This window comes from Pseudomonas sp. CVAP#3, from assembly GCF_018986375.1.
Classification (GTDB): Bacteria; Pseudomonadota; Gammaproteobacteria; order Pseudomonadales; family Pseudomonadaceae; genus Aquipseudomonas; species Aquipseudomonas helvetica.
The window spans coordinates 317949-337407 of the sequence record NZ_JAHMSC010000003.1 but is presented as its reverse complement, the minus strand read 5'-3'; the positions used below and the strand labels follow the sequence as shown (position 1 = coordinate 337407).

Annotated in this window: 18 protein-coding genes; 11 read left to right on the top strand and 7 right to left on the bottom strand. The window is 57.5% G+C overall.

Annotated elements, in window-relative coordinates:
- Positions 1-8: 8 nt before the first annotated feature.
- Positions 9-953 carry an alpha/beta hydrolase gene (locus KRR23_RS07740; RefSeq protein WP_216742012.1) on the bottom strand — a complete coding sequence of 315 codons (945 nt, stop codon included), beginning with the start codon at positions 951-953 and terminating at the stop codon, positions 9-11.
- A gap of 228 nt (positions 954-1181) precedes the next feature.
- Here KRR23_RS07740 and fadD2 point away from each other — a divergent pair, with 228 nt between their 5' ends.
- Positions 1182-2870 carry a long-chain-fatty-acid--CoA ligase FadD2 gene (fadD2, locus tag KRR23_RS07735; RefSeq protein ID WP_216742011.1) on the top strand — a complete coding sequence of 563 codons (1689 nt, stop codon included), beginning with the start codon at positions 1182-1184 and terminating at the stop codon, positions 2868-2870.
- Positions 2871-3250: 380 nt separating this feature from the next.
- Complete coding sequence (gene fadD1, locus KRR23_RS07730) at positions 3251-4951, top strand: long-chain-fatty-acid--CoA ligase FadD1 (RefSeq protein WP_216742010.1); 1701 nt, start codon at positions 3251-3253, stop codon at positions 4949-4951.
- A gap of 192 nt (positions 4952-5143) precedes the next feature.
- On the opposite strand, the gene KRR23_RS07725 is transcribed toward fadD1, so the two are convergent.
- Positions 5144-5521 (bottom strand): hypothetical protein, encoded by a 378-nt coding sequence (locus tag KRR23_RS07725; protein WP_054593671.1) that lies wholly within the window; start codon positions 5519-5521, stop codon positions 5144-5146.
- A 197-nt stretch (positions 5522-5718) separates the two neighbouring features.
- On the opposite strand from KRR23_RS07725, the gene KRR23_RS07720 reads away from it, so the two are divergent.
- The 3 genes from KRR23_RS07720 (at position 5719) to def (ending at position 7575) form a co-directional block, all read left to right on the top strand.
- The gene (locus KRR23_RS07720) at positions 5719-5910 is read left to right on the top strand and encodes a CsbD family protein (protein ID WP_216742009.1); all 192 of its coding nucleotides are present in this window, start codon (positions 5719-5721) and stop codon (positions 5908-5910) included.
- A 178-nt stretch (positions 5911-6088) separates the two neighbouring features.
- Positions 6089-7033: a YihY/virulence factor BrkB family protein gene (locus KRR23_RS07715; protein ID WP_216742008.1), complete on the top strand. Its 945-nt coding sequence runs from the start codon at positions 6089-6091 to the stop codon at positions 7031-7033.
- 2 nt (positions 7034-7035) lie between these two features.
- Positions 7036-7575 (top strand): peptide deformylase, encoded by a 540-nt coding sequence (gene def / locus KRR23_RS07710; protein ID WP_216742007.1) that lies wholly within the window; start codon positions 7036-7038, stop codon positions 7573-7575.
- 20 nt (positions 7576-7595) lie between these two features.
- On the opposite strand, the gene KRR23_RS07705 is transcribed toward def, so the two are convergent.
- Positions 7596-8012, bottom strand: coding sequence for a GNAT family N-acetyltransferase (locus KRR23_RS07705; protein ID WP_216742006.1), 417 nt, complete (start codon positions 8010-8012; stop codon positions 7596-7598).
- Positions 8013-8386: 374 nt separating this feature from the next.
- On the opposite strand from KRR23_RS07705, the gene KRR23_RS07700 reads away from it, so the two are divergent.
- The 4 genes from KRR23_RS07700 to KRR23_RS07685 all read left to right on the top strand — a co-directional run bounded on the left by KRR23_RS07700 (position 8387) and on the right by KRR23_RS07685 (position 11834).
- The gene (locus KRR23_RS07700) at positions 8387-9328 is read left to right on the top strand and encodes a fatty acid desaturase (RefSeq protein ID WP_216742005.1); all 942 of its coding nucleotides are present in this window, start codon (positions 8387-8389) and stop codon (positions 9326-9328) included.
- A gap of 8 nt (positions 9329-9336) precedes the next feature.
- Positions 9337-10128 carry a phosphate/phosphite/phosphonate ABC transporter substrate-binding protein gene (locus tag KRR23_RS07695; protein ID WP_216742004.1) on the top strand — a complete coding sequence of 264 codons (792 nt, stop codon included), beginning with the start codon at positions 9337-9339 and terminating at the stop codon, positions 10126-10128.
- 153 nt (positions 10129-10281) lie between these two features.
- On the top strand, positions 10282-10824 hold the full coding sequence (locus KRR23_RS07690) for a sigma-70 family RNA polymerase sigma factor (protein WP_216742003.1): 543 nt from the start codon (positions 10282-10284) through the stop codon (positions 10822-10824).
- Positions 10821-11834, top strand: a complete 1014-nt coding sequence (locus KRR23_RS07685) for an ABC transporter substrate-binding protein (RefSeq protein WP_216742002.1) — start codon at positions 10821-10823, stop codon at positions 11832-11834. Before KRR23_RS07690 ends, KRR23_RS07685 begins: the two co-directional genes overlap by 4 nt.
- Before the next feature lie 64 nt (positions 11835-11898).
- Here KRR23_RS07685 and gstA read toward each other — a convergent pair whose 3' ends face one another.
- Positions 11899-12507 (bottom strand): glutathione transferase GstA, encoded by a 609-nt coding sequence (gene gstA, locus KRR23_RS07680; protein ID WP_216742001.1) that lies wholly within the window; start codon positions 12505-12507, stop codon positions 11899-11901.
- A gap of 99 nt (positions 12508-12606) precedes the next feature.
- Between gstA and KRR23_RS07675 the strand changes: the two genes are divergently transcribed.
- Together KRR23_RS07675 and KRR23_RS07670 are read left to right on the top strand one after the other, a co-directional pair.
- On the top strand, positions 12607-13485 hold the full coding sequence (locus KRR23_RS07675) for a LysR family transcriptional regulator (protein ID WP_216742000.1): 879 nt from the start codon (positions 12607-12609) through the stop codon (positions 13483-13485).
- Positions 13486-13930: 445 nt separating this feature from the next.
- Positions 13931-15250 carry a PAS domain-containing methyl-accepting chemotaxis protein gene (locus tag KRR23_RS07670; protein ID WP_216741999.1) on the top strand — a complete coding sequence of 440 codons (1320 nt, stop codon included), beginning with the start codon at positions 13931-13933 and terminating at the stop codon, positions 15248-15250.
- Between the two features lie 77 nt (positions 15251-15327).
- Here KRR23_RS07670 and KRR23_RS07665 read toward each other — a convergent pair whose 3' ends face one another.
- The 3 genes from KRR23_RS07665 to KRR23_RS07655 all read right to left on the bottom strand — a co-directional run bounded on the left by KRR23_RS07665 (position 15328) and on the right by KRR23_RS07655 (position 19411).
- Positions 15328-17238: an IucA/IucC family siderophore biosynthesis protein gene (locus tag KRR23_RS07665; protein ID WP_216741998.1), complete on the bottom strand. Its 1911-nt coding sequence runs from the start codon at positions 17236-17238 to the stop codon at positions 15328-15330.
- A gap of 307 nt (positions 17239-17545) precedes the next feature.
- A complete protein-coding gene (locus KRR23_RS07660) occupies positions 17546-18208 on the bottom strand; it encodes a hypothetical protein (protein ID WP_216741997.1) in 663 nt (220 codons plus the stop codon).
- Between the two features lie 171 nt (positions 18209-18379).
- Positions 18380-19411, bottom strand: a complete 1032-nt coding sequence (locus KRR23_RS07655; RefSeq protein ID WP_216741996.1) for a LacI family DNA-binding transcriptional regulator — start codon at positions 19409-19411, stop codon at positions 18380-18382.
- Between the last annotated feature and the right edge of the window lie 48 nt (positions 19412-19459).

Below are 19459 nucleotides of genomic sequence, written 5' to 3'. Positions count from 1 at the left end.
ACCAAACATTATTCGGTTCGGGGTGGCCGGCGATGGCTCAGTGCCTCAGCCAGCCATTTGAGCAGGTCCGCGGTCACTTCATCGCGGTTGCTCTCGTTGAACAGTTCGTGCCGGGCTTGCGGGTAGATATTCAGCTGCATGCACTGGTTGCCAGCGCCGCGCAGTGCGTCGGCCAGAGCCTTGAGACGTTTGCCTTCGCTCACCGGATCACATTCACCTCCGATCACCAGCAATGGCAGGCCCGGATCGATCTCCGCGAGATTGGACGCTTTGCTGATTTGCTGCAAGCCGCCGAGCAGGTCGATCCACAGCTGATTGGTGCAACGGTAGCCGCAGAGCGGGTCGTGGACGTACTTGTCGACTTCGTCCGGGTCGCGGCTGAGCCAGTCGAATCGAGTGCGATGAGGCTTGAAGGGCTTGTTGAATGAACCGAACGACAACCACTCGATCAGTGCGCTGCGACCGGTAGGCCCCTGGCGCCAGCGTTCGAAACGCGCAATCAGGCGCGCTACTCGGTAGAGCGCGACGGGCTGGAAGTTCGAGCCACTGAGCACGGCAGCGTGCAGGCTGGCGCTGTGGTGCAGCAGGTACGCCTGGGCGATGTAGCTGCCCATGCTGTGACCGAGCAGCACGATCGGTACGCCCGGATGGTGCTGACCGATGTGCTGATTGAGGCTGGCCAGATCACCGACCACTTTGCGCCAGCCGTCCTGATCGGCGAAATGCCCGAGCAGGCCGTTTTCGGCGGTTTTGCCATGACCGCGCTGGTCCAGCGCATAGACGCCGTAACCCTCGGCACATAAAACCTGCGCCAGCCGCGCATAACGGCCGCTGTGTTCAGCCATACCGTGGGACAGCAGAGTCACCGCCTTCAGCGGGCCTTCAGGCAACCACTGGTTGACGAAAAGTCGACTGTGATCGCTCGCGGTCAACCAGAAAGTGTCGTGGATCATGGCGATTCCTTTGCACGGTTTTGTTTAGGTGCGGCGTCGTTGCATTGTATAGCTCATCAACCGCAGGGCGTGCGATGTGGGTGTCCCTCAGCAGCAAGATTCACACTGTCAATGAAGCTGGTGCGTATATTTGCCTGAATCACCATAGCTGCTAGTGTCCCAGAAGCCCCGCTTTTCAGCGTCACAGAGAGGCGGCCCGGATTTGCTCAGGTAAAGAGGACAAAAACAATGCAACCTGATTTCTGGAATGACAAACGCCCGGCCGGCGTACCCAATGATATCGATTTGGGTGCCTACAAGTCGGTGATCGAGGTGTTCGAGCGTTCCTGCAAGAAATTCGCTGACCGTCCGGCGTTCAGCAACATGGGTGTGACGCTCACCTATGCCGAGCTTGAACGCTACAGCGCGGCGTTCGCTGGCTACCTGCAAACACAGACCGACCTGCTGCCTGGTGATCGCATCGCGGTGCAGATGCCCAATGTCCTGCATTATCCGATTGCCGTGTTCGGCGCACTGCGTGCCGGGCTGATCGTGGTCAACACCAACCCGCTGTACACCGCGCGCGAGATGCGTCACCAGTTCAAGGACTCCGGTGCCCGGGCGCTGGTGTACCTGAACATGTTCGGGCAGAAGGTCCAGGAAGTACTGCCCGACACCGAGATTCAGTACCTGATCGAAGCGAAGATGGGCGACCTGATGCCGACCGCCAAGGGCTGGCTGATCAACACCGTGGTCGACAAGGTCAAGAAGATGGTCCCGACCTACGATCTGCCGCAGGCGATTTCCTTCAAGAGCGCGTTGCGCCTGGGCCGCGGTCAGGGCATCAAGCCATTGAAGGTCAGCCTCGACGATATCGCTGTGCTGCAATACACCGGCGGCACCACGGGATTGGCCAAGGGCGCGATGCTGACCCACGGCAATCTGGTTGCCAACATGCAGCAGGCCCGCGCCTGCCTCGGCCAGTTCGGCAGTGACGGCAAGCCGTTGTTGCGCGAAGGTCAGGAAGTGATGATCGCGCCGCTGCCGCTGTACCACATCTATGCCTTCACGGCGAACTGCATGTGCATGATGGTGACCGGCAACCACAACGTGTTGATCACCAATCCTCGGGACATCGCCGGCTTCATCAAAGAACTGAAAAACTGGCGGTTCTCGGCGCTGCTGGGGCTCAACACGCTATTCGTTGCACTGATGGATCATCCGGACTTCAAGACCCTGGACTTTTCCAGCCTCAAACTCACCAACTCCGGCGGCACCGCACTGGTCAAGGCCACCGCCGAACGCTGGGAGCAGATAACCGGTTGCCGGATCACCGAAGGCTACGGCTTGACCGAAACCTCGCCAGTGGCCTGCACCAATCCGTATGGCGACAAGTCGCGTATTGGCACGGTCGGCCTGCCGGTGCCGGGTACCACCTTGAAAGTCATCAATGATGACGGTGTCGAACAGCCTATGGGCGAGCGCGGCGAGCTGTGCATCAAGGGCCCGCAAATCATGAAAGGCTACTGGCAGAAACCCGAAGCCACCGCCGAAGTGCTGGATGCCGACGGCTGGTTCAAGTCCGGCGACATCGCGGTGATCGACCCGGACGGATTCGTACGGATTGTCGATCGCAAGAAAGACATGATCATCGTTTCGGGTTTCAACGTTTACCCGAATGAAATCGAGGATGTGGTCATGGCGCACCCGAAAGTCGCCAACTGCGCGGTGATCGGTGTGCCGGACGAACGTTCCGGGGAAGCGGTGAAGCTCTTCGTGGTAGCGCGTGAAGCGGGGATCAGCCTTGAAGAGCTGAAGGCCTACTGCAAGGAAAACTTCACCGCCTACAAGGTGCCCAAGCACATCGTGCTGCGTGAGTCGCTACCGATGACGCCGGTGGGCAAGATATTGCGGCGGGAGCTGCGCGATATCGCGTAATCGTTAAAGGCCGCGCTTCACGCAATCGCGGGCAAGCCTTGCTCCTACAGGTTTAGTGTCGATCAGCCAATTGTGGCACGACACAAATCCGTAGTAGCAAGGCTTGCCCGCGATGCTTTTCAGCGGGGTAAAACGCCAATTTCAGGGCGTTTCAAGAGGGTATAGATTTTTTGCTCTAAAACAGACCATTTACAGGTCTTGAGTAATTAAAGTGACTGAGGGGGCTTATTTTGGCTCTAGTAGGGCCTTGGCAAAGCTGCTACTCTCGGCGCGCTTTGTGACTTCTCGGCCTAGGTAAAGGCCAGATTCACCAACAAAAAGACACCAATAATAATCGCAAAATGCGGTGAAGAATTCGCGTTGCTGAGGAGTGGGCTTCCATGATCGAAGACTTTTGGAAGGATAAGTACCCAGCTGGAATTGCTGCCGAGATCAATCCAGACGAGTATCCGAATATTCAGGCAGTGTTAAAGCAATCCTGCCAACGCTTCGCCAACAAACCGGCCTTTAGTAACCTCGGCAAGACACTCACCTACGGTGAGCTGTACGAATTGTCCGGTGCTTTTGCCGCTTACCTGCAACAGCATACCGATTTGCAGCCGGGCGATCGAATTGCCGTACAACTGCCAAACCTGTTGCAATACCCGATCGCCGTGTTCGGTGCCATCCGCGCCGGCTTGATCGTGGTCAACACCAACCCGCTGTACACCGCGCGGGAAATGGAACACCAATTCAACGACTCCGTCGCCAAGGCGCTGGTGTGCCTGGCGAACATGGCGCACCTGGCCGAGGCCGTGGTGCCCAAGACTGGCGTCAAGCACGTCATCGTCACCGAAGTGGCCGACCTGCTGCCACCGCTCAAGCGCTTGTTGATCAACAGCGTCATCAAGTACGTGAAGAAGATGGTCCCGGCCTATCACCTGCCCAAGGCCGTCAAGTTCAATGACGTGTTGAGCAAAGGCCACGGCCAGCCCGTGACCGAAGCCAACCCGGCCAGCAGCGACGTTGCCGTGCTGCAATACACCGGCGGCACCACCGGCGTGGCCAAGGGTGCAATGCTGACCCACCGCAACCTGGTGGCGAACATGATGCAGTGCCGGGCGCTGATGGGTTCCAACCTGAATGAAGGTTGCGAAATCCTCATCACGCCGTTGCCGCTGTACCACATCTATGCCTTCACCTTTCATTGCATGGCGATGATGCTGATTGGCAACCACAACATCCTGATCAGCAACCCGCGCGACCTGTCGGCGATGGTCAAGGAACTGTCGAAGTGGAAGTTCAGCGGTTTCGTCGGCCTGAACACCTTGTTCGTGGCGCTGTGTAACAACGAAGCGTTCCGCAAGCTGGATTTCTCAGGCCTGAAAATCACCTTGTCCGGTGGCATGGCCCTGCAACTGGCCGCTGCCGAACGTTGGAAAGCCGTCACTGGATGCGCTATCTGCGAAGGTTACGGCATGACCGAAACCAGCCCGGTGGCCACCGTCAATCCAAGCCAGAACATTCAGGTGGGGACGATCGGTATTCCGGTTCCGTCGACCCTGTGCAAAGTCATCGATGACGCCGGCGTTGAACAGCCGTTGGGCGAAATCGGCGAACTGTGCGTGAAAGGTCCGCAAGTGATGAAGGGCTACTGGCAGCGCCAGGAAGCCACCGATGAAATCCTCGACAGCGAAGGCTGGTTGAAGACCGGTGACATCGCGCTGATCCAGCCAGATGGCTACATGCGCATTGTCGATCGCAAGAAAGACATGATTCTGGTCTCCGGTTTCAACGTCTACCCGAACGAGCTCGAAGACGTACTGGCCACCTTACCGGGCGTGCTGCAATGCGCAGCCATTGGTGTGCCGGACGAGAAGTCGGGCGAGGCAATCAAGATTTTCATCGTCGCCAAACCGGGGGTAACCCTGACCAAAGAGCAGGTGATGACGCACATGCGTGCCAACGTCACCGGCTACAAAGTGCCGAAAGGCATCGAGTTCCGTGATGCGCTGCCGACCACCAACGTCGGCAAGATCCTGCGTCGCGAATTGCGCGATGAAGAGCTGAAGAAACTCGGCTTGAAGAAGGTCAGCGCATAAAACAAAGCCCCGCAAATGCGGGGCTTTTTTTCAGCGATACCTGGATCGTTTTTTGTGGCGAGGGAGCTTGCTCCCGCTGGGGCGCGAAGCGACCCCAAAACCAGACGGCGTCTATCCAGTATCTGTATGACGACTGCTTCGCCCGAACGCGGACCGGCCGGCGGGAGCAAGCTCCCTCGCCACAGGGAGTCGTTACAGGCGGAACTGCGCGAAGTTGACGTTGGTGCCGGCCGGGCGCATGTCCTGAAGGTACGAGTCCTTATCGGCGCTCAGCTCCAGGCTCAGGGCCGCCTTGCGCTTGCCTTCATTGCGCACCACCAGGCCTTCGAGCTTCTCGCGCAGGAACACCGTCGGCACTTTCAGGTGCAGCAGTTCGTCGGTGGCCGGCGTGTACATCAGCAGGTGAACCCATTCGTACTGACCAATGGCCAGGCGTGCAACCGGGATATCAAACCACCAGATGTTGCGGTTGCGGTTCAATTCGGTGAAATGGCAGTTGTTGACGCCAAGCACTGCACCACCGAGTTCCTGGTTTCTGCGGGCAATGGCCTGCTTTTTATCGAGTTTCATAACGTTCCTACGGGATTGGATCTTCAGCGCCACGGCCTGAATACGTTGCGCATTCTCGTGGCAAAGCCCGCAAACATAAAGCCCAACCTGCATGTGCGGATGAAATGACCGGCTGAAAATAAATGGAACGCTGTGCAACGTCCTTAGGTCAACCTCTACGTAGTCACTGACCTTTGAGTGTTCACAGGAGAAATACCATGAGCAGCACTGGCGATAAAGTTAAAGGCCTGGCCAACGAAGCGGTCGGCAACGTCAAGCAAGGTGTGGGTAAAGCCACCGACAATCCCAAGTTGCGAGCCGAAGGCAAGCTTCAGGAGAAGAAAGGCGAAGCCCAGCAAGCGCTCGGCAAGGCTAAAGATGCGATCAAGAAAACCGTCGATAAAGCCTGATCCGATAGCCCGCGTTAATGCACTGCAACGGCCATCCACGGATGGCCGTTTTTATGTCGACTTTTATTGTTCAATTTCCCCGAAATTGTTCCAAAGTCGCCAAGTAGGTTACTTTGATGTAGAAAACGGCCCCTGAGTCGCTCCCGACTTCAACCCTTTTGCGGCGAAAGGAGACGCTATGATGTTCCCGGAGTTGAAAGGCTTGCCCTTGCACCGCGTGATGATGCGCACGGTCACTGAGTTCATCAATGACGAGATGTCGACATACGCCTCGGCGCTGGCCTATCAGATGCTGTTCTCGCTGTTTCCCTTCATTCTGTTCCTGATTGCCCTGATCGGTTTTCTGCACCTGCCGGACTTCTTTTCCTGGCTGCGTCTTCAGTCGGAGCTGGTGTTGCCGCCGCAAGCGCTGGAACAAGTGAACCCGGTGATCGACCAGCTCCAGCAATCCAAGGGTGGATTGCTCTCGGTGGGTATCGTCATCGCTCTGTGGACCGCCTCGGCGGGTGTGCGGCTGATGATGAGCGCGATGAACGCGGCCTACGATGTGGTCGAAGGCCGGCCGATCTGGAAGCGTTTCCCGCTGTCGATTTTCTACACCATTGGCGTTGCCGGCATGCTACTGGTCGCTGCGGCCTTGATGGTACTCGGTCCGCAGGTGATGGAATGGATTGCGTCGCAGATCGGCATGGAAGAGTTCATCGTCACGCTCTGGACGATACTGCGCTGGCCGGTGATCGTCATTTTACTGATGGTCGCGGTCGCGTTGATTTACTACGTGATGCCTGATGTGAAACAGAAGTTTCGCTTTATCACGCCGGGTTCGGTGCTGGCAGTGGTTGTTTGGATCATCGCTTCGCTGGGCTTTGGTTATTACGTCAAAACCTTCGCCAACTACAATGCCATGTATGGCAGTATCGGTGCGATCATCGTGCTGTTGCTGTACTTCTACATTTCCGCTGCGGTGCTGTTGCTCGGCGCGGAAATGAATGCGGTGATCGATCACATGTCGAGCGAAGGCAAGCATCCTGGTGCCAAGGACTTCGGTGAACACGACGAAAAACAACACGTTTCGGGACTGGGCCGGGACCACTCGCTCAACCCGACCACTGACGAAGCCTGACGATGATCCGTGAAATTCTGAAAATGGGCGATGAGCGCCTGCTGCGTATCGCTCCGCCGGTACCGGCCGAAATGTTCGACAGCCCTGAACTGTGGCAGTTGATCGATGACATGTTCCAGACCATGGAAAGCGTCGGTGGCGTTGGCCTGGCTGCCCCGCAGATCGGCGTCGACCTGCAACTGGTGATCTTCGGCTTCGAGCACAGTGAACGTTACCCGGACGCTGACGCCGTACCGCAGACGATCTTGATCAACCCGTTGATTACGCCGCTTGATCCGACGCTGGAAGAGGGCTTCGAAGGTTGCCTGTCGGTGCCGGGGCTGCGGGGGGCGGTCGAGCGTTATCAGCACATTCGTTATGAAGGCTTCGATCCCAAGGGCGAGCCGGTTGTGCGAATCGCCTCGGGGTTTCACGCCCGAGTGGTGCAGCACGAATGCGATCACCTGATCGGCCGGTTGTACCCGTCGCGGATCACCGACTTTCGCAAGTTCGGGTTTACCGAGGTGATGTTCCCGGATCTCGACCCGACGGCTGATGAATAAAAGCGCTGGAAGATCGCTGTTTACTTGCCCGGCTCCAGGCCCATGGCAATCATCGGCTTGTTGCGTTTATAGCGAGCCAGGCGCTCGGCCAGTGCATAGGGCAACAACGGGTCCGCAGTGAAGCCATTGCACTCATAAAAACTGCGCAAGTCCGGGTGGCAGAACAGCCACACTGGCGCGTTGATCTGCACCAGCGCCTGGGCCATCAACGCCCCCGCAATACCTTGTCCCCGAAAGGCCGGGTCGACAAATAACCCCGTCAGCCAAAACCCCTCCGCCATCGGCCGCAAACAGAGCCCGGCGATGATCTCATCGCGCTTGCCTACCCACAGTTGAGCGTCGCGAACCGCTTTCATCGATGACTGGTGACTGCGGTAAAACTTGTTCAGCAAAGGCCACAGTGGCTCGGCAAGCTGGGTGTACTGGGTGTTGGGCATGTGCGAGAGGGTCACTGCGAAAAATGCGCCTATTATAAAAGAACCAACGCTGCGAGATAGGTGTATACCTGATCTCATATTCCCAGTTGGTGGAGCGTGCATCATGAGCAAAGGCATGGATTCGAAGAAAGCGGCGAAAAAGAAACCGACCAAGACAGCCGTTGAAAAACGCGCTGACAAGAAGGCCAAGAAGGTCGGTGTGTTCGGGCACTGAGCCCGCTTTGACGGAGCCCGGCAATCGGGCTCCGCGTTCACTTTCAAGTGTTCACTTCCAGGTAAATCAGCCATCGATCTGCAAGATTTCCCCGTGTCGTTGCACAGAAGGGGATAAGGCCGACATTTGTCTGTTGGCTTGTCCTGTTCTGAGCCGAGCCATGTCCTATTACCTTGATCAAAACCTGCATGAAGAAATTGAAACCCTGCGCCGAACGTTTGCCGGTCGCAGCGAATGGCCGACCTGGCTGTTGTTGATCGGTGTGTACGCGTCCTGGTTTGGCGTGCTGCTGGCCAGCGCCTGGCTGGGACTGTGGTTGAGCACGCTGCTGCTGATACCGATCGTGGTGCTGTGGATGTCGGTCCAGCATGAGCTGTTGCATGGGCATCCGACGCGCTTTACCTCGCTGAACAAACTCCTCGGTTACGCGCCATTTGCCGTCTGGTACCCGTACACCCTGTACCGCGACAGCCACCTTTTGCATCACCGCGACGAGGACCTGACGTTACCCGGCCGCGATCCGGAAAGTCGCTATGTGAGCGCGCAGCAGTGGCAGGGCAGTTCAGTGTTCGAGCGCAGCCTGCACTGGCTGAACAAAACCGTGCTGGGGCGCTTCGCCGTCGGTGCGCCGCTGGCGTTACTGGCGCTGGCCAAGGAAGAGTTCCAGCGCTTGCGCCAAGGCAATCGCCAGGCTTGGTTGATGTGGCTGACCCATGGCGCATTGACCGTGCTGATGCTGACCTTCATCGCTGATTACAGTGTTGTTCCCGTCTGGCATTACCTGTTCTTGATCAGCGTGCCGGCGTTGTCGGTAGGGGCGATCCGTTCCTACTATGAACATCGCCCGCACCGCGAATCGCAAAAACGCACCGTGCTCAACGAGGCTGCCTGGCCTTGGCGCTGGTTGTTCCTTAACCTGAACCTGCACCTGGTGCATCACGATCTGCCGGGTTTGCCCTGGTTCTATTTGCCGCAGGTCTATCGCGCACGACGCGAACAATGGCAAGCGCGCAGTGGCGGGTTTCTGGTGCGCGGCTATGGTGAGCTGTTGCGTCGGCACGGGCTCAGGCCCGTGGACAGTCCGCAGCATCCTTTCAGTTGAGAACCGGCATGATTTCAGGTTTTGCAGAGTTACTGATGTACGTTGCCCCCGAGCCGATACGTCAGGCCAATGAACACTGGCTGGCGCGTATCGTCGAGCGGCTCGACGCCACCCGCTTGAACGCTGAAGGCCTGTCATTGATGGAGCTTTGGCTGGCCCCGCAATTACTGCTCACGCAGACCTGTGGCTATCCGCTGATGACGACACTGCGCGGGCTGGTGCGGGTGATCGGTCGGCCGCGTTATGAGCTACCGGACAGCAGCGCTGGCAACCATTGCAGCCTGCTGCTGACCCGGGCCGACGACCCGCGCCGAACCTTGCCGGCGCTGCTGGGGTGCCGAGCGGTGATCAATGGCGAGGACTCCAACAGCGGGATGAATCTGTTGCGTCACCGCATCGCTGCGTTGCAACGCAATGGTCAGTTTTTCTTCAGCGTCTCGGTCAGCGGCAGCCACCGTGAAAGCCTGCGCTGGCTGCGTGACGGGCGCGCGGATCTGGCGGCCATCGACAGCGTGACCTTCGCCTATCTGGCGCGCCATGCGCCGCAGGAGGTCGAAGGTCTGCGGGTGGTGGCGCGCAGTGCGTTCAGCCCAACCTTGCCGTATATCGGGGTCGCCAGCCTGACGGACGGGCAAATCGAGCACCTTCGCGAGGTGATGAACCAGGCGTTGAATGAACTGCCTGATGTGGTTGAAATCCTGGGGCTCCACGAGGTGTTGCTGGCCACTGAAAGCGACTACCAAATCATCCTTGATTATCGAAAAGAGGCCGAAGAGCTGGGGTTTGGACGCTTGCGTTGAGGAAAGAAAAGAGCGCCGGGCAAGCGGATGATCTATATCTCCAAACAATATATAAAAATAGTTTTTAAGTATTATTAAAGAATAAGACTCCTTGCTAGGATCGCTGCACCGGACCACCGGACATCCAGCGCAACCCTATCGATTGGAGCCTCCATGTCCGGCACCGACCTTTCTCACAGCGAATACGTAGGCGGATTGTTCCGCTGTCATTATGTTTGGTTGTGCAATCGCTTGCGCGGCTACCTAGATGCTGGCATCAGCGCCGAAGATGTCGCCGCCGAGGCCTTTGCGCAGCTCCTCGACTCGCCGAACCTGACGTCGATCCAACAGCCTCGTGCCTTGCTGACCACTCTTGCTCAGCGGGTGATTTATCGTCTCTGGAACCGACGGGACCGCGAGCGTGAACACCTTGATCAGTTGCAGCACATTCAGCCCTGCCAAGGGCCGTCGCCGGAAGACCTGACGCAGCAGTTGCAGACCTTGAGTGTTCTTGATCAGGCGCTTGACCGCTTGCCGGGCAAGGTCAGGGCGACGTTTCTGTTGTCACGGCTCGAAGGCCTGACTTACCCGCAAATCGCCGCCGAACTGGGCATCTCCCAGCGTTCGGTCAGCGTCTACATGACCCGCTGTCAGGCGCTTTGCCAGCGCAGCGCCAATCAACCATTGTTCTCACTCCCCACCCTGAGGTCCGCATGAGATCAATCAAAACCTGGCTCGGCAGTTCGCTGCTGGTCTTCAGCCTTGTGGCGACACAGGCCCCCGCGGCGGAAAAAGTCGCACCCATTCACTTCGGCGACATCACCTGGGAAAGCGGCAGCCTGATCACCGAGATCCTGCGCTTGATCGTCGAGAAAGGTTATGGCTACCCGACTGACACGCTGCCGGGCAGCACGGTCAGCCTTGAAGCTGCGCTGGCCAAGGATGATATTCAGGTCATCGGCGAGGAGTGGGCGGGGCGTAGTCCGGCCTGGATCAAGGCGCAGGCCGAGGGCAAAGTGTTCGGTCTGGGCGACACCGTCAAAGGCGCCACCGAAGGTTGGTGGGTGCCGGAATACGTGATCAAGGGCGACCCCGAGCGCGGGATCAAACCACTGGCGCCAGAACTGAAATCGGTAGCCGATCTGGAGCGTTACAAGGACGCATTTCGGGATCCGGAAGACCCGACTCGCGGGCGCTTTCTCAACAGCCCGACCGGTTGGACGTCGGAGATCGTCAACAGCCAGAAGCTCAAGGCCTACGCGTTGACCGAGAGTTTCGTCAATTTCCGCACTGGTTCAGGTGCGGCGCTGGATGCCGAGGTCAGTTCGTCGATTCGGCGTGGCAAACCGGTACTTTTCTACTATTGGTCGCCGACACCGCTGTTGGGGCGTTTCAAATTGGTAAAACTCGACGAGCCGGCCTTCAACGCCGAGGCCTGGAAAACCCTGGCCGACGTCAACAACCCACACCCCAAAGGCACGCGCTCGATGCCGGCTAACCTGGCCATCGGCGTATCGGCACCGTTCAAGGCCCGCTACCCGGACCTGGTGGCGTTCTTCGAGAAAGTCGATTTACCGATCGATCTGCTGAACCAGACCCTCGGCCAGATGAGCGAAAAACGCCAAAAGCCGCGTGAAGTCGCGCAAGCCTTCCTGCGCGAACAACCGCAGGTGTGGCAGGGCTGGGTGCCAACGCAGGTCGCGACGAAAGTCAGCAGCAGTTTGTAGGCGTGTCATTCACCGGTGATGGCGCCCATGAAGCCGCCATCGCCGGCTTGTCAGCGATCAATCTTCAGGCGTGCGCCACTTCCGCCGCCAGCGCCTCGCTCACGGCAGGCCGTGAGCCAATCCGCGCCTGAAAACGCTCCAGCGGCGGCCATTGCTTCAGGTCGATATCAAACAAGGAAGTCCACCGTAGTACGGTGAACAGATAGGCATCAGCGATGCTGAAGCGTTCGCCCAGCAGATAATTCTGCTGATCCAGTGTCTGGGTCAGCACGGCAAACCGCTTGAACAATTTCTCCTTGAAGAGTGCTTTCACCTGTTCAGGGAACTGCGCATTGAACAGCAGTCCCAGAGCGCCGTGAACCTCACTCGAAATGAAGTTCAGTACCTCCTGCAAGCGCACCCTTTCCCAGGATCCGCACACCGGTGCAAGGCCGGCAAGCGGGCGAAGATCAGCCAGGTATTGAAGGATGGCTGGTCCCTCGGTCAGCACATCGCCGTTATCCAGTTGCAACGCCGCGACATAGCCTTTCGGGTTGATCGCCAGAAAGTCGGCACCGTCGCCGGTCTTCTTCGTTCGGTTGTCGACGCGGACCAGCTCGAATGGCAACTGCAGTTCACGCAGAACAATGTGCGGTGCAAGGGAACAGGCTTGAGGCGAAAAATACAACTTCATGGTCAGGGCTCTAGGTGAGGATTTTGATCAGTGTCATAGTCGCCCGCGTACGTCGTAAAATTAATCTTTCAGACATCAGCCATAAGGACAGCTACTGCCATGATGAACCTGATGCATTGGCGGATGCTGGTGGCTATCGCCGACACGCGCAACATTACGCGTGCTGCCGAACATGTGGGCATGACTCAGTCGGGGGCCAGTCAGGCGCTGGCCCTGCTTGAGGACGTACTCGGTATTCAACTGTTTGTCCGGGAAAACCGTCAGACCTTGCCGACCGCGGTCGGAGTACACGTGATCGAACAGGCGCGGGTGATGCTCCAGGCTCTTGAGACCATCCGGGCCACTGCCGACGCGGCGCGGGATATTCAGCGTGGCACGATCCGCCTGGCCAGTTTTCCGATGGTGCTCGCAACGTTTCTGCCGCCGCTGTTGCGCCAGTTCAATCAGCTGTATCCCGGTATTCAGGTGGTGGCGCTGGAGGTCAGCGACAGCGAAGTTGAAGCATTGCTTGGCGCTGGACTGGTTGATCTGGGGGTGGTGCTCAATCCTCCACCTGAACGCAACGCCGGAATGTTGGGGCGAGATACCTGGGTTGCGGTGCTGCCGATGGCGCATCCATTGGCTCGAGGCAACCACGAGCACGGATTGAGGTTGGAGGCGTTGGTCGGGCAGCCGTTCGTGCTGGCCACTGGCGGATGCAGCGTCAATGCCCGCAGCCTGGCAGCGGATGCAGGTCTTGCGCTGCTTGATGTCCGGGTTGAAGTTCGAGAGTGGGGCAGTGCGTTCGCGCTGGTTCGGGAAAACGTCGGGGTGACACTGGTTCCGGAAATGACCTTGCCAGCCAATCGCAAGGGGTTGCGCGTGCTGCCGTTGGCGGTGCCTGTTCATCGAGAATTTGCGCTGGTCGCCACACCGCTCAGGGAACCCTCGGCGGCGGTACAGGCGCTGCTGGCGATGCTCCATCCAGCTGCTCTCTGACCATAGGCAAAAAGATGGCATATTGATGGCCTTGCATCCGTGGCGTTGATGTCTATGCTCACTCGTGACTACTTATGCCGGTCAAAATATAAAGCGTGAAAGTCTCAATGCCTCAGGCTGATTGTGCTTGAGTCAGCGCTTTGTGGCCGGTAATAAGTTGAACCGTCGGTAAGAGTGCGCAATTAAAGGCACCGATACGAAAGGGAGTGTTTCTTAAAGGGAGTTACTTGTGAATGTTGGGTTGGCCCCGCGTGCGCGGCGTCAAGAAAAGGATGGCTTGATAAGAGCGTTGCGTTATGGACACTCCGATTAATCATCATTGATCACCTGACTCTTATCCTTCGTCTGAGGATGCGTTTGCCTGTTCTGTGGAAAGTCGTCGTAAGTCCAGTGAAAGACCAGGAACTTCCGTTCATCAAAAGACAGCGCTGAAGGTGATACCACCATGTTCAATCGACACCACAAGTCTGACTTGCTTGAGATAGAGCGATTTAGCTGCGCATTGACCGAGGCCAATGCCAAGTTGGCGGCGATCAGCCGCTCCATGGCAATGATCGAGTTTGATCCCACCGGTGTGATCCTCGAGGCCAACGAAAACTTTTGTAAGGCCGTCGGCTATTCCATCGAGGAGTTGCGCGGCAAGCATCACCGGATTTTTTGTGAAGAGGATTACGCCCAAAGCGAAGATTACCAGCGCTTCTGGCGTGAACTGGGTCGTGGCGAATCAAGCAGTGGCACCTTCTTGCGCATGAACAAGAGTGGCAAGGAAGTCTGGCTTGAGGCCAGTTATATGCCGGTAATCGGGACTGACCGGCAAGTACGAAGCGTGATCAAGGTGGCCTCGGATATCACGACCCGAATCAATAAAGAGCATGAAAACCAGAGCGTAGTGAATGCTCTGGGCCGCGCCATGGCGGTGATCGAATTCTCCCCCGATGGCAGGGTGATTACTGCCAACGATAACTTCTTGCAGACCATGCACTATTCGCTGAGCGAAGTAGTGGGTCAACACCACAGCCTGTTCTGTCATCGCTCGGAGAGCGAGTCTGCGGCCTACAAGGCGTTCTGGGCTTCGCTCAACCGTGGCGAACTCCATTCGCGTCGGTTTGAACGGGTCGACAAACACGGTCGCATGGTCTTTCTCGAAGCTTCGTACAACCCGATCTTCGACACCAAGGGCCGCTTGTACAAAGTGGTCAAGTTCGCCAGCGACATCACCCGGCAGATGACCACGTTGCAGACTGCCGCCGAGTCGGCCCATTCAACCTCGGTGCAAAACGATGCGTGCGCCCAGAAAGGTTCGCAGGTGGTGCAGCAGACCGTGCAAATCATCGAAGAGATCTCCAGGGATCTCAACGAAGCGGCCCTCAGCATCGATGCGGTGAGCAAACAGTCCGACATCATCGGCACCATTGTTCAGACCATTCGCGGTATCGCCGATCAGACCAATTTGCTGGCACTCAACGCCGCTATCGAGGCTGCGCGCGCCGGCGAACATGGGCGAGGATTTGCGGTGGTTGCCGACGAGGTGCGCAGCCTCGCGGCACGTACCAGCCATGCAACCGTAGAAATTGTAGACGTGGTGCGCAAGAACCACGACTTGTCCTTGAGTGCAGTGTCGAGCATGCAATCAAGTTTGAGTCGTACTGGACTTGGCGTGGAGCTGGCCAATGAAGCGGGCGAGGTGATCCTGGAAATTCAGCAGGGTTCACGGCATGTGGTAGACGCTATCAGTCAGTTCAACTCGACATTGCAACTTGGTTAAAACGTCATGTAACTAAAAGGATTTCGATCAAGTGCCATTACTTGATCGAGAATCCTCTTTGCCGTTCTAGCGACTATTTAAGAGTGCACGCGAAGCGGATTGCTCAGGCGACCGACGATATCGAGCGCACTGTCGAGCAAGCGCATACGCATGAACGATTTGGCCGGCCAGTCCTGTTTCAGCAAGGCCAGACGCTCGATTGTCCAGCGCTGAGGCTCGACCCGTTCGCGCAGGTGGTCAAAGCAGTCGCTGACCTGAATGGCCAACTCATTCCAAAGTGCATCTTCCGGCATCTTCCAATGCCGGGCGCAGAGCAGAACAAGTTCACCGAGATGGCACATGAAGGTGGTGTGCAAGAGTTTATCGCGCACGAAGTCCGCATCGTCATACAGCGTCATCTGCGGGTCATGCAACTGAAGGTCCAGGCCTTGCCGGTGCAAAGTCTGGCGGTGAATCCGAATGTCGCCGAAGTCACGTACCATCAGTCGGCTTAACTGTCCCTCGGCACTCATGACCATGAAGCTGTTCTGCTGGTGCGCCTCGAAGGCGACCCCGTAGATCAGGTACAGACCGAGCAATCCGGGAACGGCGATCGATAGATAGTCACGGCAAAAACGCAGCAGTTCCGGTCTGCCGTCGCCTCCTTGGGCCAACCTGACCCACTGGCGCAGTAACGGTTGTCCGTGTTCATCCAGGGCGAACAGGCTGCCAACGGGAACGGCCATCTCGCCCGGCTGCAACAAGCGCGACGGGTTGTCCCGGTAAAGCACCGCCAGGTGCCGGGAGCGTTGATCATCTGCCGGTTGTGGCGAGTAATGCACGCCGATACGTTCCGGCACGATGTTCAACACGGCTCGAATCTGCGGCTCCTGCTTGAGTATTTGCAGCAACAATCCGCTAACCCTTGGCCCCATGCGCGCAGAGCGTGGCGAAAGGGTGCGTTGCACGCTGGTCAGTCGTAGCGCCACAGGAAGTTTGACCATCGGTGAACAGCGGTTTGCAGTGGGCGCCAGGGTGCGAAACGACATGGTCGGCTGACCGTTGAACGCAATGATGGTGGTCACGACCAGTACGCGGTCGGCAATTTCGCGAGCAAACGAGCGCGGTAGTTCCTCTGCAGCTTGCCACGGATGGACGGGGATGGGCAGGTAGTCATCCGGGTCGAGACCTTGGGTTAGAAGGTGCTGGATCAATTGTTCGGCCGCGAGCGGGAAATGCCCTTGCCACCAGCCGCGGTAATGCTCAGGTCCGATCAACGATTCGACGTGAGCCCATTGCCGATGCAAGGCGCACAGGACGACTGGCACGCAGGCTTCGAATTCCGGTGATAAAGCAATGACCTCAGTGGTGCCCAAGCCAAGCTTGGTCTTGTAGTTCGGGTGCCAGGGATGACCCAGCGTGCCCCACTGTTCAAGCACCGATGTCGGGTTCGGGTGGGAGGCGTTGCTCTTGAGCCAGGTCAGCAGATTATCGTTATCGGCGAGCTTGAACTGTTCACGCAGTTGCCGGCTCCAGCCGTGGTGAAAGGCCTGGCACAAGGTGGCGTTGCAGAAGCTGTCATCAAGCTCTTCGGCCAGGCGAACGAGCACTTCGGGTGACGGTAAAGGCTCAAGTTGCGTGCAGAGCAGGTTTAGCAACTGTGAAGGAAACAGCAGTTTTTGTGCTGGGCATTCAGAGCGATGCAGCGTGATGTCGCCCTGTAGGTCCCAACTGTTCATCCGCGCCGGGATAAGCCCTTCGAAACGCAACCGGGCACCATCGAGCAGCGTAAGCCAATACACCGAGCCTTTGGCTTTCAGGCTTTTTGGATTCAGCAGGCCTTCGCGCAGCAGCGCCTGCAATAAGCGCTGAAAGCTTGCGCGGGTGCTGAACTCGAGCGTATCGGCCAGATGGCCGAGGCTTATCCGGCGAGACGTGAACGCCTCGGTCGCCAGGGCTTCGCTCCAGCGTGAGAGTAACCCTTGCTGTTTTTGCGGGTCCGTGTGCATGACATAAGACTCCTTGGGGCGATAAAAAGCAGCTCCAGAAAGACTACGGCAAGCGCAAAAAAAACGATGGCAAGCGTTTCCGTTAAATGTGTGGGACGCATCCTATGGTGATGGCGGGAAGGTCCGAGAGCCGCTTATGCAAGCATTTCGCGTGTTGTCAGGTGGGGTTTTAACCAGAAGTGTGCTCAGGCCGCATCGGGCAACGCCAGCCGTTGGAGTAAAGGAGCGCTGGCGTTCGTCGATTTGATGAGCCACGCCAGTACCTGCGTGAAACAGGGGCTCCCGCCTATGTCGGGAGCCACTGTTCTCAGTGACTTTCTTTCAGGTACTGGGCCTGCAATGCGTTCAGTATCTGATCGAAACTGATTGTGTTTCGCCCCAGCAGGGTCATTTTGTCTTCTGGGAGATAGCTGAGTTTTACGTAGAGCAAGGTGCCTGCCTGTTTCTGTGACTCGCTAAGTTTGTCGATTCCTGCCTTGAGTCCCCACAACGTACCGGGAATGCTGGCGATGTCTCTCCAGGCACCACCACCGGGAATAAAATTTGTCAGTTGAGTAACGACTTCGGTGATCGAATCGCCTATCGGGAACAATCCTGCAAAGCGATCCTGAGGGATGTAAGGGGAAATGCCGATATGGATCTCGGGTAATTCATCTATCCTGTTTTCGATCAGGCGATGTTTATTGTTGAGCAGGTACTCGACCAGTTGAGTGGATGTGCCAATCAGCACCAATGATTGAACACCTGCTCCGACTTCGGAGAATAGGTAATTGCCGTTACTGCTGGCGATCGCTTTTTTCAGTTCGCCGCGGTCAACGATCACGCTATGGAAACTACCCTCTTTTACAACGGCTGATGGCACCCTCCATAAGTTGACAGGTATTTGATCGGCGAAGGATTGAGTGATTGTAAAAAATAATAGCGCGCTACAGGTCAGCGCGGTTTTCAGGTGTTTTGAAAATGTATTCATGGCGTTCTTCCGTGATAGTTAAAGGGCATCATGCCCTCAGTAAGCTGGCGGCAGTATCAGGTTTGAACTGCCGTCAGCTTAGTTTAACTTAACGGACTTTCAGTGCTTTTGCAGGCGCAACGTTTTGCGAGTTGTAAGGTGTCTTTTTAAGTGGATGTAGTTTTACCTGTGTCAGGTACTCTCCCGAACCTTCAACTCGAAACCCATATCCAACACCGGATTGGCCACCGAGTTGCCGGCCATCAAGGTCAGCATGTGCTCGGCTGCGCGCCGGCCGATGGCTTCACGCGGGGTGCTGATGCTGCTCAGGCGCGGCACCATGTGCGCCGACGCTGGCAGGTCGTTGAAGCCGAGGACGGCGACTTGTTCGGGGATCTTGATCCCGTGGCGCATGGCTTCGAGCAGGGCGCCCTGGGCCAGGTCGTCGTTGCCGAAGAAAATCGCGTCGACCTGCGGATGGCTCGCCATCATCTGCAGGAATAATTCGCCGCCAAGGCCCACCGAAGAGGGACGCGGTGTCAGCAACTCAAGGTCCGGGTCGTACAGGCCGGCTTGCTGCAAGGCGCGCCGGAAGCCTTCGCCGCGCAGCAAGGTGCGTTGGTCGAGTTGTGCGCCGATGTAGGCCAGGTGCCGACGACCGCGCGAGATCAAGTGTTGTGCGGCGGTTTCGCCGGCACTCAATTGCGAAAAACCAACGCAGTTCAGACCGGCGCCCGGGTCCAGGTCCATCATGTAGACGCAGGGGATATTGCTGGTTTCGATCATCCGGCGGGCACTTTCGGTGCGATCGAAACCGGTCAGCAGCAACCCTCTTGGCTGATAGGCCATGTAGTTGCGCAGCAGGTTTTCTTCTTCATCACGGGAATAGTGATAGTTGCCGATCAGCACTTCAAAGCCTTTGGGACGCAGCACCTGATGGATGGCTTCCAGGGTTTCGATGAACAGCAGGTTCGACAGCGACGGCACCAGCACCACCACCGAATGGCTCTGGGCCGAAGCCAGTGCGCGGGCAGCGGGGTTGACCACGTAGTTCAGTTCGAGCGCGGCCTGCTGGACCTTTTCCACCAGCTCGGTGGCGACGGTGCTGATCCCGCGCAAGGCCCTGGACGCGGTGATTGGACTCACACCCGCCAGACGGGCGACTTCGTTGAGGGTAGGGCGGCCGGTGGTGCGAGTATTTTTATCGTTTTTAGTGGAGGTCATCGGGCAGCTTGCCAAACAAAATTCAAGGCACTAAGGTAGCGCTGTCTC

Bases quoted from the DNA above. Each gene is read 5' to 3' on its own strand.
- KRR23_RS07655 (WP_216741996.1), bottom strand. From the start codon at position 19,411: ATGACCTCCACTAAAAACGATAAAAATACTCGCACCACCGGCCGCCCT.
- KRR23_RS07740 (WP_216742012.1), bottom strand. From the start codon at position 953: ATGATCCACGACACTTTCTGGTTGACCGCGAGCGATCACAGTCGACTT.
- KRR23_RS07695 (WP_216742004.1), top strand. From the start codon at position 9,337: ATGATTTCAGGTTTTGCAGAGTTACTGATGTACGTTGCCCCCGAGCCG.
- KRR23_RS07690 (WP_216742003.1), top strand. From the start codon at position 10,282: ATGTCCGGCACCGACCTTTCTCACAGCGAATACGTAGGCGGATTGTTC.
- fadD2 (WP_216742011.1), top strand. From the start codon at position 1,182: ATGCAACCTGATTTCTGGAATGACAAACGCCCGGCCGGCGTACCCAAT.
- KRR23_RS07685 (WP_216742002.1), top strand. From the start codon at position 10,821: ATGAGATCAATCAAAACCTGGCTCGGCAGTTCGCTGCTGGTCTTCAGC.
- KRR23_RS07675 (WP_216742000.1), top strand. From the start codon at position 12,607: ATGATGAACCTGATGCATTGGCGGATGCTGGTGGCTATCGCCGACACG.
- def (WP_216742007.1), top strand. From the start codon at position 7,036: ATGATCCGTGAAATTCTGAAAATGGGCGATGAGCGCCTGCTGCGTATC.
- KRR23_RS07725 (WP_054593671.1), bottom strand. From the start codon at position 5,521: ATGAAACTCGATAAAAAGCAGGCCATTGCCCGCAGAAACCAGGAACTC.
- KRR23_RS07715 (WP_216742008.1), top strand. From the start codon at position 6,089: ATGATGTTCCCGGAGTTGAAAGGCTTGCCCTTGCACCGCGTGATGATG.
- KRR23_RS07670 (WP_216741999.1), top strand. From the start codon at position 13,931: ATGTTCAATCGACACCACAAGTCTGACTTGCTTGAGATAGAGCGATTT.
- KRR23_RS07705 (WP_216742006.1), bottom strand. From the start codon at position 8,012: ATGCCCAACACCCAGTACACCCAGCTTGCCGAGCCACTGTGGCCTTTG.
- KRR23_RS07665 (WP_216741998.1), bottom strand. From the start codon at position 17,238: ATGCACACGGACCCGCAAAAACAGCAAGGGTTACTCTCACGCTGGAGC.
- gstA (WP_216742001.1), bottom strand. From the start codon at position 12,507: ATGAAGTTGTATTTTTCGCCTCAAGCCTGTTCCCTTGCACCGCACATT.
- fadD1 (WP_216742010.1), top strand. From the start codon at position 3,251: ATGATCGAAGACTTTTGGAAGGATAAGTACCCAGCTGGAATTGCTGCC.
- KRR23_RS07700 (WP_216742005.1), top strand. From the start codon at position 8,387: ATGTCCTATTACCTTGATCAAAACCTGCATGAAGAAATTGAAACCCTG.
- KRR23_RS07660 (WP_216741997.1), bottom strand. From the start codon at position 18,208: ATGAATACATTTTCAAAACACCTGAAAACCGCGCTGACCTGTAGCGCG.
- KRR23_RS07720 (WP_216742009.1), top strand. From the start codon at position 5,719: ATGAGCAGCACTGGCGATAAAGTTAAAGGCCTGGCCAACGAAGCGGTC.